The organism is Bacillus sp. HY001 (assembly GCF_007558965.1).
Taxonomy (GTDB): Bacteria; Bacillota; Bacilli; order Bacillales; family Bacillaceae_G; genus Bacillus_A; species Bacillus_A mobilis.
In genome coordinates, this window is record NZ_VLTE01000032.1 from 62529 (window position 1) to 79371 (window position 16843).

General features: G+C 36.4%; 13 protein-coding genes and 1 riboswitch. Of the genes, 8 read left to right on the top strand and 5 right to left on the bottom strand.

From position 1 onward, the window contains the following. Window positions 1–26 precede the first annotated feature (26 nt). Window positions 27–142: riboswitch (TPP riboswitch) on the bottom strand. Window positions 143–213: 71 nt separating this feature from the next. Continuing rightward, a complete protein-coding gene (lldP, locus tag FOT98_RS16995) occupies window positions 214–1875 on the bottom strand; it encodes an L-lactate permease (RefSeq protein ID WP_063262273.1) in 1662 nt (553 codons plus the stop codon). 284 nt (window positions 1876–2159) lie between these two features. On the opposite strand from lldP, the gene FOT98_RS17000 reads away from it, so the two are divergent. Beyond that, window positions 2160–2477: a magnetosome magnetite crystal formation protein family gene (locus FOT98_RS17000; RefSeq protein ID WP_061679359.1), complete on the top strand. Its 318-nt coding sequence runs from the start codon at window positions 2160–2162 to the stop codon at window positions 2475–2477. Window positions 2478–2594: 117 nt separating this feature from the next. Here FOT98_RS17000 and FOT98_RS17005 read toward each other — a convergent pair whose 3' ends face one another. Next, window positions 2595–3086, bottom strand: a complete 492-nt coding sequence (locus tag FOT98_RS17005) for a metal-binding protein (protein WP_063262274.1) — start codon at window positions 3084–3086, stop codon at window positions 2595–2597. 50 nt (window positions 3087–3136) lie between these two features. Beyond that, window positions 3137–3502: a YkvA family protein gene (locus FOT98_RS17010; RefSeq protein ID WP_061679361.1), complete on the bottom strand. Its 366-nt coding sequence runs from the start codon at window positions 3500–3502 to the stop codon at window positions 3137–3139. 546 nt (window positions 3503–4048) lie between these two features. On the opposite strand from FOT98_RS17010, the gene FOT98_RS17020 reads away from it, so the two are divergent. The 6 genes from FOT98_RS17020 to FOT98_RS17045 all read left to right on the top strand — a co-directional run bounded on the left by FOT98_RS17020 (window position 4049) and on the right by FOT98_RS17045 (window position 13197). Continuing rightward, window positions 4049–5977 (top strand): LTA synthase family protein, encoded by a 1929-nt coding sequence (locus FOT98_RS17020; protein ID WP_063262275.1) that lies wholly within the window; start codon window positions 4049–4051, stop codon window positions 5975–5977. Window positions 5978–6483: 506 nt separating this feature from the next. Beyond that, the gene (locus FOT98_RS17025; RefSeq protein ID WP_080467749.1) at window positions 6484–7365 is read left to right on the top strand and encodes a D-amino-acid transaminase; all 882 of its coding nucleotides are present in this window, start codon (window positions 6484–6486) and stop codon (window positions 7363–7365) included. A gap of 209 nt (window positions 7366–7574) precedes the next feature. Next, the gene (locus tag FOT98_RS17030; RefSeq protein ID WP_144291093.1) at window positions 7575–9332 is read left to right on the top strand and encodes a C40 family peptidase; all 1758 of its coding nucleotides are present in this window, start codon (window positions 7575–7577) and stop codon (window positions 9330–9332) included. A gap of 346 nt (window positions 9333–9678) precedes the next feature. Then, a complete protein-coding gene (locus FOT98_RS17035; RefSeq protein ID WP_063262277.1) occupies window positions 9679–10890 on the top strand; it encodes a NupC/NupG family nucleoside CNT transporter in 1212 nt (403 codons plus the stop codon). A gap of 253 nt (window positions 10891–11143) precedes the next feature. Beyond that, window positions 11144–11899, top strand: coding sequence for a diguanylate cyclase domain-containing protein (locus FOT98_RS17040; protein WP_063262278.1), 756 nt, complete (start codon window positions 11144–11146; stop codon window positions 11897–11899). After that, complete coding sequence (locus FOT98_RS17045) at window positions 11896–13197, top strand: glycosyltransferase family 2 protein (protein ID WP_063262279.1); 1302 nt, start codon at window positions 11896–11898, stop codon at window positions 13195–13197. The genes FOT98_RS17040 and FOT98_RS17045 overlap by 4 nt, the downstream gene beginning before the upstream one ends. Before the next feature lie 146 nt (window positions 13198–13343). Here FOT98_RS17045 and FOT98_RS32945 read toward each other — a convergent pair whose 3' ends face one another. Further along, complete coding sequence (locus FOT98_RS32945; protein WP_061679368.1) at window positions 13344–13478, bottom strand: hypothetical protein; 135 nt, start codon at window positions 13476–13478, stop codon at window positions 13344–13346. A gap of 282 nt (window positions 13479–13760) precedes the next feature. After that, entirely contained in the window at window positions 13761–15278 is a 1518-nt protein-coding gene (gene opuD / locus FOT98_RS17050; RefSeq protein ID WP_061679369.1) for a glycine betaine transporter OpuD, read from the bottom strand. 665 nt (window positions 15279–15943) lie between these two features. Between opuD and FOT98_RS17060 the strand changes: the two genes are divergently transcribed. Further along, complete coding sequence (locus tag FOT98_RS17060; RefSeq protein WP_063262280.1) at window positions 15944–16822, top strand: cell wall-binding protein EntA; 879 nt, start codon at window positions 15944–15946, stop codon at window positions 16820–16822. The last annotated feature ends 21 nt before the right edge of the window (window positions 16823–16843 follow it).

The window sequence follows — 16843 nt, forward strand, 5'->3', positions numbered from 1 at the left end:
AGGACCTGGCTCATAAAAACATCATTATGTAAAGCCGTTAACTTCCCTACGCTGGTACGAGCCAGATCAGGTCCAAAGGGTTAAGAAGTTCACACGCTTCTCTCTCAGCCTACGCATACGTTAGGCACCCCTAGTTTATCACTGATTTAATTTTCAATACTTTCCCATCATACACGATAATCTGAAAAATGAAAAGTTTATTTCTTTTGTTGTTTATGGAATCATCCACGTTAAATAATATGCCTGTACATACGTCATAATACCAACAATAATTACGAAGAATAAACTATGCTTCACTGTAAAGCGGAATAAATCTGATTCTTTTCCAGCAAGTCCAACTGCCGCACAAGCAATCGCAATCGATTGCGGAGAAATCATTTTTCCTGTTACACCGCCCGTTGTATTTGCTGCAACGAGAAGCACTTCAGATACACCGACTTGCTGCGCTGTAATCGCTTGTAAATTCGAGAACAGTGCATTCGCTGACGTATCGGATCCTGTTAAAAACACACCGATCCAGCCTAAGAATGGTGAGAAGAACGGGAATAGCCCGCCAGTTCCTGCAAGTGCTAACGCTAATGTAGAAGATAAACCAGAATAGTTTGCGATAAATGCAAATCCTAATACGAATCCGATAGATAGAATTGGCATCTTAAGTTCATTTAGCGTTTCTTTAAATGTTACTACGGCATCTTTTGCACTCATTTTCAAAATAAAGATAGAAATGATACAAGCAATTAAAATTGCTGTTCCCGTCGCTGATAAAATATCTAATTTCAAGATTGCTTCATAAGGCGTCGGTTTATTTACAATTGGCTCTGCTTTCATTACTAGATTGTGTAAGCCTGGAATTTCAAACTTAAACACGAGGCTTTCTAATGCGCCGCCTGGAGCAAATAACGCTTTAAAGAAACTTTGGCTCCAAATGACTACCATCACAGTTAAAATAATGAATGGAGACCATGCTTTTACTACTTTTCCTACTGTTAGTTTCGGCATAGATGTTGCTGTCGTTGTCGCAGCTACTTCACTATTTGCTTCTTTAGACTGATAGATTTCTTTCGGCTGCCAAACTTTTAAGAATAGCGATAAACTCACTAAACTTACAAGTGCTGACGTAATATCCGGAAGTTCTGGTCCTAAGAACGTCGCTGTAATGAACTGCGTAATTGCAAATGAGCTACCCGCTACAAATAGAGCTGGCCATGTTTGTCTTACTCCTTTAAATCCATCCATTAAAAATACGATAAAGAACGGAACAAATAATGATAGAAACGGTAATTGATGTCCTGCCATTTGTCCAATTTTATGTGGATCAATACCTGTCACTTGTCCAGCAACTGTAATCGGAATTCCCATCGCTCCGAACGCTACTGGCGCCGTATTTGCGATTAAACAAAGACCCGCTGCATATAAAGGATTTAGTCCAAGACCTGCAAGAAGTGCTGCCGTAATCGCTACTGGTGCACCAAATCCTGCTGCCCCTTCCAAAAATGCTCCAAATGAAAAACCGATTAAAATAACGAGTAAACGATGGTCATTTGTAATAGATAATACAGATGCACGAATGACATCGAATTGACCTGTTTTTACAGATATTTTATATAAAAATACCGACATAATGATAATCCAAGCAATCGGCCATAGTCCGTATAAGAAACCATATCCGGTCGCTGCCATCGCCATCGTGAACGGCATCTTATAAGCGAATAACGCCACTAAAATTGTAAGTACAACTGTAATAAATCCTGCCACATACCCCTTCATGCGGAAAACTGCTAAAGCTAAGAAAAAAAAGATAATCGGAATAAGTGCGACCGCTGCCGAAATCCAAATATTTCCGAACGGATCATAAACTTGTGTCCATGTGTTCATTGTTATCTCCCCCTAAAGAATCCCCTTTTGAATAGAATAACCTCATCAATAGACTATCAGGTCATCATACCTTTAAGTCTAAAAATAAAAAACGCCTAAGAAAACGTTTTCATTAATTCTATCACAACAATTTCCATTTCAAAAGATTTTTTTGAAAATTTTATTATTTACTATATAAATCTTACAAAAACGTCACGTTCTTGTAATGTTCATCGATAGGAAGCTCGCTACATTTCCTGCATAATAAAGGTATAACAACGGATATTATTTATGAGGTGATATATATGAACGGAAACAAAATATTAGCAGCTTTATCATACTTTAGTGTATTATTTGCCCCTATCTTATTCCCTATTATTGTGTGGATTGTGGGCGATTCTGAAACAAAACCACACGCAAAACGCGCTCTATGGACACACATCATTCCAAGCATCGCGTCATTTATTGGATTTATTATTCTAGGAATTATGGGCATCGGATCGGATCAACCAGACGTAACACTTGGAATTGGAGCAATGATTGTCTTATGTATTTGCGGCATTATTAGCTTATACTACTTCATTTGGAACATCGTAAAAGGTATTAAAATACTGAAAGCTTAATTTTAAACAAACGTTTGTTTAAAACAGCATGCATAATAATAAATAAAAGGTTATCGATGATAAGACAACCTTTTAATAAGAAAAAACCGTCCCAAAATACCTTTTGGGACGGTTTTTTTATCTTCTACGTTTCTTCTTTTTTCTCATCATCTTCTTGCGGCGCGTATTCACTTTATCCGCTATAATGTGAAGCGTACTTGCCACAACAATTCCCATTACGAACGTTATAATTTCAACCTCATGTTTCTTCGCAATTTCTATTAAATTCCCGTCAAGCGCGATTACATTTAATAGGAATAAAAACGGAGAAAATACAATTAACATGTATGCAATACGAATCACATCACCAAGTATAATTGTATGTGTAAAGAAGGATCGATGCGGCATTACCTTCTTATACGGATACCAAAATATACGTAAGAATCCCCATTTATTATACGCATTACTATACGTATCTAAATCCGGCGTTAAAAATGTAGTACCTACTAAAAAGCCAATTGCAAAAGTTAATAAAAAATCAAAGTTTGTTAATCCATACGAAAAGAGCATAAACAAAACAACCGGAAGGGATATTAAGTTTATTTTCGTATGCGTTCTTCCTGATGGCATAATGCACTTCCTCGCTTATGTTCGCCCTGTCACCATATGACAGTTCTCACCTATTGATCTAATTTCTGATCGATAAAGGATGTGTCTATATCCGAACCAAACCATTCTGCCAACTTCACTCGTGCCTTATCTTTCACATCTTCATTGACGTATATTGACGCTTGTAATAGCGCAGCCATTAACGCCCCTAAATCATCCGTATAACCAATTCCAGCAACGAAATCTGGAATCGCATCAATCGGTGCAATAAAATAAGCAAGTGCTCCAATTACAATAATTTTCACTCGTTTTGGAACATCCGGTTTCTGCAAAACGTAAAACAATAATAAACTTGCATAAATGACCGATTGCCCTGCTTGCTTTGCAACATGTTTCACTTTCTTCCAAAACGCTTCAACTGAAAATTTTTGTTCCATGTAAAAGCCTCCCTATTTTTAAAAAGAAATAAGCTACAATATGTTATCAGTAAAAGTTCATCAAAATTACACATAATCTATCAATGAACTTTCATTGTAACAAACAAACGAAAAAAGAACAAGTGTTCGTTAATTTTCCTGTACTCTCCTTCATATAATAGGTTTCTAGATAACCGCTTACCCATCGTCATTTCTTATTTCTCAACAAAGAAAATTTTCAATTCCACTTAACATTCTGCTCTACCTTTGTTATATTTTCTAGTTGACGGACATATAAACGAATGTTAAAGTTTTCTCTGGTAGTGACAAATCTCATACAAAAAATGTAAAATGTTATAGTGTTTCTCAGAAATGAATTTTGTTGTATAATACAGAAATGACGTTATGCTTATGAGCAGCACAAGAAACCAAAAGGGTATGCATAGTTATAGTCGTATATGGGTGAATATAGAACCTCTAATTATGGCCAAGAAAACTATGTATTTTTTATTTTAGCATTTTTCGCTCCAAAATCGACCAAGCCTGATAGAGAAAGGGTGGAAATGAATGAAAGAAACCTTGAAATCACAATTTCAAAATGTGCGTTTCACTGTATTCGTAGCTTTAGCCGTATGGTTGAAGACATATATTATTACACGCACAAGCTTTGATTTAAAACTTGAATCTTTCATGCAAGAATTCATTTTATTCCTTAGCCCATTAGCAGCATCGTTACTGCTTGTTGGCCTTGCATTATTTGCAAAAGGAAAAAAACGTAACTATATAGCACTTGGAATTAATTTTGTCTTAACAATCATTCTTGTTGGTAACGTAATGTTCTACGGATTCTACAATGACTTCGTTACTTTACCTGTACTAGGACAAACATCTAACTTTGGAAGTTTAGGTTCTAGTGTGAAAGAATTGTTTAACTACAAAATCATCCTTGCATTTGCTGATATTATCGTATTCTTCATTTTATTGAAGAAGATGAAGAATTTTGCACCGACAGAGCGTGTAGCACGCCCAATGCGTTCCCTATACTTCGTGTCAACAGTTGCTATTTTCTTCGCAAACTTAGGACTGGCAGAAGCCGAGCGTCCTGAACTATTAACACGTTCATTCGACCGCGTTATGCTTGTTAAAAACTTAGGTTTATATGTACACCAAGTATACGACCTTGGCTTACAAGCAAAATCAAGTTCACAAAAAGCTTTTGCTGACGGTAGTAAGTTACAGGAAACAGAAAACTACGTAAAAACAACACAAAGCAAACCAGATCCAAATATGTTTGGTACTGCAAAAGGGAAAAACGTAATTGTTGTCTCTCTTGAGTCATTACAAACATTCTTAATTGGTGCAACAGTTAACGGACAAGAAGTTACACCGTTCTTAAACCAATTTACGAAAGAAAGTTATTACTTTGATAACTTCTTCCATCAAACTGGGCAAGGAAAAACATCAGATGCTGAATTCTTAGTAGATACTTCCATGTATCCACTAGACCGTGGTGCTGTATTCTTCACACACGGTAATAATGAATATACAGCAACTCCAGAAATTTTACGTGAGCAAGGATACCACACATCAGTATTCCACGCGAACAACGCAACATTCTGGAACCGTAACATTATGTATCCGGCACTTGGTTATGATCGTTACTACAACGAACTTGACTACAAGATTACGCCAGAAACGAAATTAAATTGGGGATTAAAAGATATCGAATACTTCGATCAATCTATCGATATGTTAAAAGAAGTGAAGCAACCGTTCTATACTCGCTTCCTTACTTTAACAAACCATTACCCATTCACTTATGATGAAAACACGAAATTAATCGATGAATATAATTCTGGCGATGGCGTATTTGACCGTTACATGGTAACTGCTCGCTATTTAGACGAAGCAATGAAACACTTTATTGAGCGTCTAAAAGCAGAAGGTATTTACGACAACTCAGTTATCGTATTCTACGGTGATCACTATGGTATTTCTGAAAACCATAACCGTGCAATGGCACAGTTCTTAGGAAAAGAAGAAATCACTACATTTGACCATATGAACTTACAAAAAACACCGATGTTTATTCACGTTCCAGGTCAAAAAGAAGGTAAAACAATTTCAAAACCAACTGGTGAAATTGACATTAAACCAACAATTCTAAACCTACTTGGTGTAGATTCTACGAATCAAGTTCAATTTGGTCATGATGTATTCTCACCTGACAATAAAGGATTCGTCGTTCTTCGTGACGGTAGCTTCGTTACAGATAAGTACATGTACACGAACAGTACATTCTACGACCGTACTACTGGCGAAGTTGTACAATTACCAAAAGAAGAATCTCAACCACTTATTGATCGTGCACAAAATGAATTGAACATGTCTGACAAAATCATTGAAGGTGACTTACTTCGCTTCTCTGAAAGTAATAAGACCAAAACTGGTGAAGTAAAGACAGCTATTAAAGAAGAAAAGAAGAGCGCTGAGTAATCTCAGCCTCTTTTTTTATATTTCTCCATACAATCACTTATATTCATTAACTTTAACATTACATAACCTTTACCAAATATTCACATAGGATTAATGAAACATCTCTATAATAAAATATGTAAGCGAGGTTCTATATATTTCTTATCTCTCATCTTTAATAAGATCCCTTAAAGAAATATATGAATCGTTTATTTCTACTTTCTTATAATTGTCTTTCAATGTGTTTTGTTTCCATACACAAAACATTCAATAAGACGATGTCCCTATGAAAGATAGCTACCCTCCTTGTGCAGCATTCCATAAGAATGTTGCTTTTTTTTATTCAAAAGCAGGATTCTTATTTCTTATTTTCGAATTTGTATATACAAAATGCTGTAAATCACTACTACTTCTCTACCATTTACAAATACATATACGTCATATGTAAAGAAGTACTCACATAAAAATTACTATAGTGATTTTTATTCCGAATGAAAGCTTCACTTTACTTATGTACTTACGAAAGGATGGGACGGAAATTGGCATATGAAAGATTTGTACTTTGGAATGATGCAGTTATTGATACAACGAAACAAAAAGCGTACATAGCACTTGAAGAAAGAGGCTTACAGTTTGGAGATGGTGTCTACGAGGTTATTCGCCTATATAAAGGGAACTTTCACTTATTAGATCCGCATATCACAAGATTATATCGCTCCATGGAAGAAATAGAATTATCACTCCCTTTCTCAAAAGCAGAACTTATTATCCTACTTTACAAACTAATTGAAAGCAATAATTTCTACGAAGATGGAACGATTTATTTGCAAGTATCTCGTGGTGTACAAGCTCGTACCCACACATTCTCATATGACGTCCCGCCGACAATCTATGCCTATATTACGAAGAAAGAAAGACCTGCGTTATGGATTGAATATGGTGTACGTGCTATATCAGAACCAGATACGCGCTGGCTACGCTGTGATATCAAATCATTAAATTTATTACCCAATATATTAGCTGCTACGAAAGCTGAACGTAAAGGATGCAAAGAGGCTCTTTTCGTACGAAATGGTACTGTAACTGAGGGAAGCTGTTCTAATTTCTTTCTCATAAAAAACGGAACTCTCTACACACATCCAGCCAATCACCTTATTTTAAATGGCATCATTCGTCAATATATCCTTTCTTTAGCGAAAACCCTTCGCATTCCTGTACAAGAAGAACTGTTTAGCATTCGCGATGTTTATCAAGCGGATGAATGTTTCTTTACAGGAACGACGATTGAAATTTTGCCGATGACTCACCTTGATGGAACTGCAATTCAAGATGGTCAAGTTGGCCCTATCACAAAAATGCTACAAAGATCCTTTTCTCAAAGCTTGCTACAATCCAATATGTCTTCTTAAACACGAATAATTTCTTTTCTTTCTACATTCAATATATGTATTTAAATGGAAATCAAGGTGTAATTTATGCCTTGATTTTTTCTTGTAATCTTTTTGTCATATTCAGATTCCCGCATAAGTCTTGACAGTAATCGACATGCTCTTTAGAATTTTTAACAGTTGGTAAATATTTCTTCACTACATTACAGACAGAAAGGAATCGACAAATTATGAAAAAATACCTTGCCGGTCTTGCGGCAGTGTCTGTAGCAGGAGGAGCAGCACCTACACTTGATAGTGTTCAAGCTGCCCCTGAACAAAATACACAAAAAGCTGCTACACAAACTGTCCAAGCTTCCGCATCAAACAGCTCATCTTATACGGTAAACACTAGCGTATTACATGTTCGTGCAGGATCTAGTACTTCTCACGACATCATCTCACGCGTGTATAACGGTCAATCTTTAAACGTGGTTGGCGAAGAGAATGGTTGGTTCAAAATTAACATTAATGGACAAACCGGCTTTGTTAGCGGCGAATTTGTATCAAAAAATGGAGCAAGCAATTCTAATGTAAGTACATCGGGTGGAAACAATAAAGTTACTGCTGATGTATTACGTGTACGTACTGCTCCAAACACTTCTAGTTCTGTTTCAGGACGTGTATATGAAGGACAAACATTAAACGTAATTGGGCAAGAAAATGGTTGGGTGAAAATCAACCATAATGGACAAGTAGGTTATGTAAGTAGCCAATTTGTATCTGGTGCTTCTTCAAATACGGGTTCTTCAAACAACAATACAAATAATAACAACCAAGAATCTGTAAAACCAGCAAGTGGAAACTATACAGTAAATGTATCTTCCCTTCGTGTTCGTACAGGTCCTAGTACTTCTCACACAACTGTAGGTTCTGTTGCAAAAGGACAAGTCGTACAAGTTGTTGGCGAAGTTCAAGATTGGTTCAAAATCAATTATGCTGGACAAGCTGCTTACGTAAGCAAAGACTACGTAACAAAAGGCGGTTCTAGCGACAACGTTACACAAGGTAACAAACAAGAACAAAATAATAATGTAACCGTTCAAACTGGTGGTACTTACGTTGTTAACGCAACATCTCTACGCGTTCGTACAGGCCCTGCTGCTTACCATAGTGTAATTGGCGGCGTGTTAAATGGGACTACATTAAACGTAGTTGGATCTGAAAACGGTTGGTTTAAAGTAAACTATCAAGGAAAAACAGGCTTCGTTAGTAGCGAGTTTGTAAAATTCGTTAAAGGTGGCACTGCTACTCCTGAACAACCGAAACAACCTGAACAGCCAAAACAGCCTAATCAAGGTGCAATTGGTGACTACTACATTAATGCTTCTGCCTTAAACGTACGTAGCGGCGAAGGTACAAATTATAGAATCATAGGCGCACTTCCACAAGGACAGAAGGTTCAAGTAATCTCTGAAAACTCTGGATGGAGTAAAATTAACTACAACGGTCAAAATGGTTATATCGGAACACGTTTCCTATCTAAAACACCAGTTGGCGGGGCTGTAAATAATAAGCCTAACGAGAACCAAAATAACAATCAAAATAATAATAACAATAACAATAACAATACAAGCAATAATAACGGCGATAGTTCTTCCCTACTTGCATACGCAAAAGGAATGCAAGGCGTACCATACGTTTGGGGCGGTACTTCTGCTACTGGTGTTGACTGCAGTGGTTACATCTACCACGTATTTAAGAAATTTGGTCATAACATTAGTCGTCAAAGCGTTGCAGGATATTGGAGCAGCTTACCACAAACTTCAAGCCCACAACCAGGTGACTTAATTTATTTCAAAGACACTTATAAAGCAGGTCCTTCTCATATGGGTATTTACCTTGGCGGGGGATCATTTATCCAATCTGGAGATAAAGGTGTCGCAATCGCTTCATTAAGCAATTCTTATTGGAGTAAACATTTCTTAGGTTATACGAAAGCACCTTAAGCTATATTTTTAGAGCCTTCTAGATTACTAGAAGGCTCTTTTTAATGTGTATAACCTATTACCCTCAAAAAATAATGTATCTATTTCCCTATTTCATACACTATATTCTACAATAATGATCCATAACGTTATCATAATGTATATTTTCACATAAAAAACATAACCTATTTCATGTCTAATCATTTTATATGTGTTTTTTTAAAGAATTTTCTTTTTATTTAAACTTTTCGTTAGACGTTTGACCTCTGATGTCCATTATGATAAGTTACTTAAGATGTTATATTCGTAAATGTATAGACAACTGGTTTATACACTTTTTTTACTATGAGGAAGGAGCTTACACTGCATGAATCTTTTATGGGGAATTGGCGGCGTGATTGGAGTATTAGCAATTGCTTTCTTACTATCTTCCAACCGCAAAGCTATTAATTGGCGCACAATTTTAATCGCGCTAGCATTACAAATGTCATTTTCATTTATCGTATTACGATGGGATGCCGGAAAAGCAGGTTTAAAACACGCTGCAGATGGCGTTCAAGGATTAATTAATTTTTCTTACGAGGGAATTAAGTTCGTTGCTGGGGATTTAGTCAACGCAAAAGGCCCTTGGGGATTTATCTTCGTTATTCAAGCACTACTTCCAATCGTATTTATTAGTTCATTAGTAGCAATCTTATATCATTTCGGTATTATGCAAAGATTTGTTAGTGTCGTTGGTGGCGCATTAAGCAAACTTCTTGGAACTTCTAAGGCAGAAAGTTTAAACTCAGTAACAACTGTATTTTTAGGGCAAACTGAAGCTCCAATCTTAATTAAACCTTACTTAGCACGTTTAACAAACAGTGAATTCTTCACTATTATGGTAAGCGGTATGACAGCTGTTGCCGGATCAGTTCTTGTCGGCTATGCAGCAATGGGTATTCCGTTAGAACACTTATTAGCAGCAGCAATTATGGCAGCTCCATCAAGTTTATTAATTGCGAAACTAATTATGCCAGAAACAGAAAAAGTAGATAATAACGTTGAACTTTCTACAGAACGTGAAGACGCAAACGTTATTGACGCAGCTGCACGTGGTGCATCTGAAGGTATGCAACTTGTTATTAACGTAGCAGCAATGTTAATGGCCTTCATCGCGTTAATCGCTTTATTAAATGGTCTACTAGGATGGGTTGGTTCTTGGTTCGATATTAAACTTAGCCTTGATTTAATCTTCGGTTACTTACTATCACCATTTGCAATCTTAATCGGGGTTTCTCCAAATGAAGCTATACAAGCAGCAAGCTTTATCGGTCAAAAACTTGCAATCAACGAATTCGTTGCATATGCAAACTTAGGACCACACATGGCAGAGTTCTCTGCAAAAACAAATTTAATTTTAACATTCGCAATCTGTGGATTCGCAAACTTCTCTTCTATCGCAATTCAGTTAGGTGTAACAGGAACGCTAGCTCCTACTCGCCGTAAACAAATTGCACAATTAGGGATTAAAGCAGTTATCGCTGGTACACTAGCGAACTTCTTAAATGCAGCAGTTGCAGGTATGATGTTCCTATAAATTGATAAAAGTCCCCTCTTTTCTAAAGAGGGGACTTTTTGTTATATATTTTTTAGATATATATTAAATACTTTATGCTTAAATATAAAAACATTATGATACAATAATTAGTAAGTCTGTTTATTTTTTCTTGTAAAAGAGGGATACTACTTGTGGTTGCTCTGTAAAATAACCTAGTCATCCGGTCTATTTCTTAATAATTGCACATACTACAAGTATCCTTGCATGAATTATCTTTAAGGAGGAAAGTTTTGTGAAAAATAACTTCTATAAAATCCTTTCTATGTGGATTTTACAAATTTTATTTTATTTTACAACTGTACATGTAACACAATATGAGCATGCTCTCATTTTCACAATTATATATGTAATTGTTAATGTACTATTTCTATTATTGACTGATAAAACCGCATTTGTACTTTTTATATTAGGTACCATTACTTCGGTATTCTACCTATTCTACCAAGCATGGCTTTACTTATGGAGTACAACAGAACAATGGGAATACATTATTACGCACTTCCTAATGGCAGCAAACTTCTTCATCGTATATATATCAACTCATTTATTAAAGAAGGTTATTCATGAAAATAAAGAATTAACTGAACGTGTGAGAACGTTAGAACAATACATTGGAGAATCAAAATTATTAACAAGACAAGAATTCGAAAGACGACAAGCATTATTAATCACTGCAATGAATCGTCGTAATGAAACAGGCGTTATTATTTACTTTGACTTCACTTCGTTTAGTAAATATACGAAGGAAAGTGTTATGGACCGTGTAGCTTCATTATTAGTTGAAACAATAAGAGATGACTTTGACCTTGCTGCTGAATACGATAATAATAAGCTAGTTATTTTATTACAAAACACAAATGAAGCCGGTGCTGACATTGTAATGAACCGCCTAAAGCCAAAAATGGAGCAATGGCTTGCTGCTGAAGCAATCCAAGATATAAAAATTTCACGCGAGCAAATTGGGAACAAAGGACAGACGTTATTATGATGACACTCGTTATACTACTTTTATTCCTTCTGTTTTGCGTACTCGTTTTTTGGATTAGCATCACATTTTCGATTAAGTATATACTTATCTTTACAGCCTTTCTTTTCTCTGCCTTACTTGTTTACTATTCTTTCTTAACACTCGCAGGCTTAATTCACCGAAATAGTAAACGAAAAGATCGTACGCTAGAACAGTATCCAAGCGTCGATATTTTAATACCTGCCCACAATGAAGGTGTCGTTATCAAAGATACTTTAGAGGCGATGGCGAAGATTGAATATCCAGGCAGACTAACTGTTTATTTATTAAACGATAACTCTCAAGATGAGACACCTGAAATTGGTGACGATTTCGATAAAGCTTATGCTCATATTCGTCACATTCGTGTTCCAGCGGGTGAGCCAAAAGGGAAATCGCGTGTATTAAATTATGGTCTTAGTATTTCAGATGGTGAATACTTCTGTGTGTATGATGCAGATAACCAGCCTGAACCACATGCACTGCGAATGCTTGTAGAACACGCTGAAACAACCGAGGATGCTGTTGGAGCTGTCGGTCACGTTCGTACTGTAAATGAAAAAAGAAACTGGCTAACAAGAATGATTTCGTTAGAATTTCAAATCTTCCAGCTCCTTATGCAATCCGGACGCTGGTTACTATTCCAAACAGGTTCACTAACAGGAACAAACATGCTTCTTCGCCGCTCTGCATTAGAAGAGCTTGGCGGCTATGACCCGTATGCAATTGCAGAAGACGCTGAATTAACATTACGGATTACACAAAAAGGCTATCTCTTACCGATTGTTCCAGAATCGATTACATGGGAACAAGAACCTGAGCATTTAAAAATCCTGATTAAACAGCGTACACGATGGCTCCAAGGGAACTTGTATATTTTAGAAAAAATGTTTTCTTCCTTAAGTTTCTTTAAAGGAAAACTTCTCGTCCATTCCTTACAACAAGTTTTAGTGTATGTTGTATTTTGGCTATTCTTAATCATTTCGAACGTTTGGTTTGTAATTGGGTTACTCGGGATATTCCAAATTCAATATAGCATTCCGCTACTATTTATGTGGTATGTCGCATATATTACATATGTTTCTCAATTATTTAGTGCCCAGAGTGTGGAACGAACCTTTACACCCACTAATATTTTTATTAGCGTTATCATGTACTTTACGTACGCACAGCTCTTTACGTACTTATTCATTCGTAGCTTAATTTTATACTTACGTGCAAAGAGCAAGAAACAAGTCATTGGCTGGGATAAAACAGTTCGATTCAAAAAAGATAAATAATAAAAATAAGCACAGAGCGCCGTATGCTCTGTGCTTATTTATTGCCGTATAAATTATATATCAGACAATACCCCTTAGCTGAAAGTAATTTCACGTCCATCCCCCAACGAACGATTGACCTTCATTTATATACGAAAAAGTGATTGCTATTTTTGTAGAACCAATTGCTTCTCTAGCTGTTCTTTGCGCGTTTCAGTCTTAGGTTCCGTGCTTTCTTGGACACTACGATGTGCCACACGTTTCAAACAAATATGCTTCCACTTTCTTTCGTAACGTTTCATTATTCTAGATGTCCCCCTTGAATGCGCTTTAAAACTATTTGAAATCGCTTACAGGAAATAATATAGCACATATACATAAACGTGACAACACATTTCCGACAATTTTTTGTCAAAAATATGAATAGAATTTACAAATTATCGGAATTTGTCGAAACGTACCGATTTTTCTTTATATAAAAGGCATACTACTTATATAGTAAAGTATTTTATTTCCCTGACTTGCTGTTAAAGTTCCTTCTATATAAAAAAGAGCTGATACATAATCAGCTCTTTTTCCTTCTATTATTTATGACGCTTCATACGCCCTTCTTTTTGTAACTCTTTAAATAATGCTGCCATCATAAAGAAAATAACGAAGACGAATGGGAATGCTGCTATGATAGCTGCCGTTTGTAAGGCTTCTAATCCACCTACATATAATAAGATAGAAGCTAACGCTGCTAAAACGATACCCCAAACCATTTTAATGCGGTTTGGTGGATTTAAACTACCATGTGTCGTTAACATCCCTAAAACGAATGTCGCAGAGTCTGCAGATGTAATAAAGAATGTAGAAATCAGAAGAATTGCTAGAACAGATAAAGCTGATCCAAAGCTTCCCATCTGATCAAACATAGCGAATAATCCTACTTCTGTTCCCATCTCTTTCACTTTTTCAAAGATATGTGCATCACCAAACAACTCCATATGAATACCAGTCCCGCCGAAAACAGAGAACCAAAGCGCACCGATTACAGTCGGTACGAGTAACACACCGATAACAAACTCACGAATGGTACGTCCTCGTGAAACACGAGCAATAAACGTACCTACGAATGGTGACCATGCAATCCACCATGCCCAATAGAAAATTGTCCACGACTGAATCCATTGGTTTCCGCCTTCATCTAATGGACTTAAACGGAAGCTCATGCTTGGCAATTCCTGAAGATAAGAACCAATTGTTGAAGTGAAGTAATTCATAATAAAGTTTGTTGGACCTGCAAATAATACAATAATCATAAGTGCAAACGCCAAAATAATATTCGCATTACTTAAATATTTAATTCCTTTATCAAGACCTGTTTGCGCAGATAACATGAAAAGAACGGTTACGATTGCAATAATAACTAACTGTGTCGGCAATGAATTCGGGATAGATGTTAAATAACTAACACCACCAGCAATTTGTTTCGCACCAAGACCTAATGATGTTGCAACACCAAACACAGTTGCGAAAACAGCTAACACATCAAATGAATGAGCAATACGTCCATGTTCCCCGCCTTTAAATAACGGACCTACTGTCGCACTAATCGTACTTGCTTTTCCTTTTCTAAAAGTAAAGTAAGCAATACACAGCGCTACAAATGCATATAGTCCCCACGGATGTAATCCCCAATGGAAAAATGAAAAGCGTAGTGCAAGACGCGCACTTTCCTCAGTTGCACCTTCTCCAAATGGAGGTGCGTACAAATGGTTTAACGGTTCGGCAACGCCCCAGAAAACTAAGCCGATACCCATACCAGCGCTAAATAGCATAGCAAACCATGTCATATAACTATAATCAGGCTCATCATCATCTTTACCTAAACGAATAGAACCGTATTTCGAAACAATTAAAAAGATAGACACACCTAATATAATAGAAACAGAAATAATATAGAACCATCCAAACTTACTAACTAATGCAGTTTGAATTGCGGTTGTTACATTTCCTAGGCTACCTTTTCCAATAATAGATTCGGGAATAATCCCCCAAATTGTAAATGCAATACATAATGTTAATGAAACGATGAATGTTTTTGTCAGTTTCCTCATCAAATCCCCCTTCGTAGGTTTCACTTTTGTAAATAACATCAATTCCGATATGTAAAATCGGATAGAAAACTATGATTTTTGCGGTGATTTTCTTACTTTCACCTTCACCAATTCGAATTCTTATGGACAGCCTTACCTTCCGTATAATCTTTTCACTCTGCAAGAGCTACAAGATCGAAATACTGCTGTCAAATTGTGCGAGAAAAATGCGGATGGGAATGTGTTTTCCCAAAAAAGGATGTGTTACAGATGTAAAAAAGGGCATTTTTCTTCCTTGCAACCCTTTCTGTTTGTAACAATTATGCGGTTTTTTTGCTAGTATATAGCACGTGTTTATAGTTTCACAAACAAATTGTTTATGTTTATATAACTATATTACCCATAAAACGGTAAAATACTCAAGGAATGTAATCGTTTAGTAAACATCATGTAACACTCCTGTAATATTTTTATTTACGCCGAAAACAATATGTTGTATTAAATATTTTGAATATAAGTAGAAACCTAATAATCATATGGAGTGAAAAACGCTTTCCTATATTTTTTGTTATATTACAGGATGTTAACGACTTATTACGAATGGTTTGTAATTGTGTGTTTTCCCGAAATCCGAAAAAATCTGTTGCTATAATGAGGACACGAAAACAAACGCAATGGAGGCTATCATGAAAAAATTAATTGGAATAGCAACAGCAGCAGTTTTTGGTCTTGGGATTTTCACATCATCTGCTAATGCAGAAACTGTTGTAACAACAGACGTACTAAATGTACGCGAAAACCCTACTACGGAATCAAAAGTTGTCGGTAAATTACTAAACGGTAATAAAATAGATGCTCAAAATACAGAAAACGGATGGTCAAAAATCACTTTAGATGGTAAAGACGCATTCGTAAGTTCAGAGTTTACAAAAAGCATCTACTACGTAACAGCTAACGTATTAAACGTACGTGCTGAAGCGAACACAGACTCAGAAATTCTTGGGACGCTTACGAAAGACGATATGATCGAAACAACGAACCAAGTACAAAATGAGTGGTTACAATTCGAATATAACGGGAAAACAGCTTATGTTCACGTTCCTTTCTTAACAGGTACAGCACCTGTTATTGAGAAACAAGAACAACCTGCTCCTGCTAAAACTGTAGCACCAGCTAAAGCGCAAGCACCTGCAGCACAAGCAAAACCAGCTGCTAAGCCTGCTGTGAAAGCTGCTGAAACTAGCGAACCTTCTAATGGTCGTGAGTTAACAGTTGTAGCTACAGCATATACAGCTCACCCAAGCGAAAACGGTGGCACATACGGCGGCCGTGTATTAACTGCAATGGGTCATGACTTAACAGCGAACCCAAACATGAAAATGATTGCTGTTGACCCGAAAGTAATCCCATTAGGATCTAAAGTATGGGTTGAAGGTTACGGAGAAGCTATCGCTGGAGATACTGGCGGTGCAATTAAAGGTAACCGTATCGACATCCTACTTGGATCAGATAGTGCTGCTCAAAAATGGGGACGCAAAACTGTTAAAGTGAAAATTTTAAAATAACCAATGACTACTAAAGCCGGT

What these genes read in the sequence shown, in the direction of transcription:
- FOT98_RS17060 (WP_063262280.1), top strand. Translation starts at nt 15,944, where the DNA reads ATGAAAAAATTAATTGGAATAGCAACAGCAGCAGTTTTTGGTCTTGGG.
- opuD (WP_061679369.1), bottom strand. Translation starts at nt 15,278, where the DNA reads ATGAGGAAACTGACAAAAACATTCATCGTTTCATTAACATTATGTATT.
- FOT98_RS17030 (WP_144291093.1), top strand. Translation starts at nt 7,575, where the DNA reads ATGAAAAAATACCTTGCCGGTCTTGCGGCAGTGTCTGTAGCAGGAGGA.
- FOT98_RS17020 (WP_063262275.1), top strand. Translation starts at nt 4,049, where the DNA reads ATGAAAGAAACCTTGAAATCACAATTTCAAAATGTGCGTTTCACTGTA.
- FOT98_RS32945 (WP_061679368.1), bottom strand. Translation starts at nt 13,478, where the DNA reads ATGAAACGTTACGAAAGAAAGTGGAAGCATATTTGTTTGAAACGTGTG.
- FOT98_RS17025 (WP_080467749.1), top strand. Translation starts at nt 6,484, where the DNA reads ATGGGACGGAAATTGGCATATGAAAGATTTGTACTTTGGAATGATGCA.
- FOT98_RS17045 (WP_063262279.1), top strand. Translation starts at nt 11,896, where the DNA reads ATGATGACACTCGTTATACTACTTTTATTCCTTCTGTTTTGCGTACTC.
- lldP (WP_063262273.1), bottom strand. Translation starts at nt 1,875, where the DNA reads ATGAACACATGGACACAAGTTTATGATCCGTTCGGAAATATTTGGATT.
- FOT98_RS17010 (WP_061679361.1), bottom strand. Translation starts at nt 3,502, where the DNA reads ATGGAACAAAAATTTTCAGTTGAAGCGTTTTGGAAGAAAGTGAAACAT.
- FOT98_RS17005 (WP_063262274.1), bottom strand. Translation starts at nt 3,086, where the DNA reads ATGCCATCAGGAAGAACGCATACGAAAATAAACTTAATATCCCTTCCG.
- FOT98_RS17000 (WP_061679359.1), top strand. Translation starts at nt 2,160, where the DNA reads ATGAACGGAAACAAAATATTAGCAGCTTTATCATACTTTAGTGTATTA.
- FOT98_RS17035 (WP_063262277.1), top strand. Translation starts at nt 9,679, where the DNA reads ATGAATCTTTTATGGGGAATTGGCGGCGTGATTGGAGTATTAGCAATT.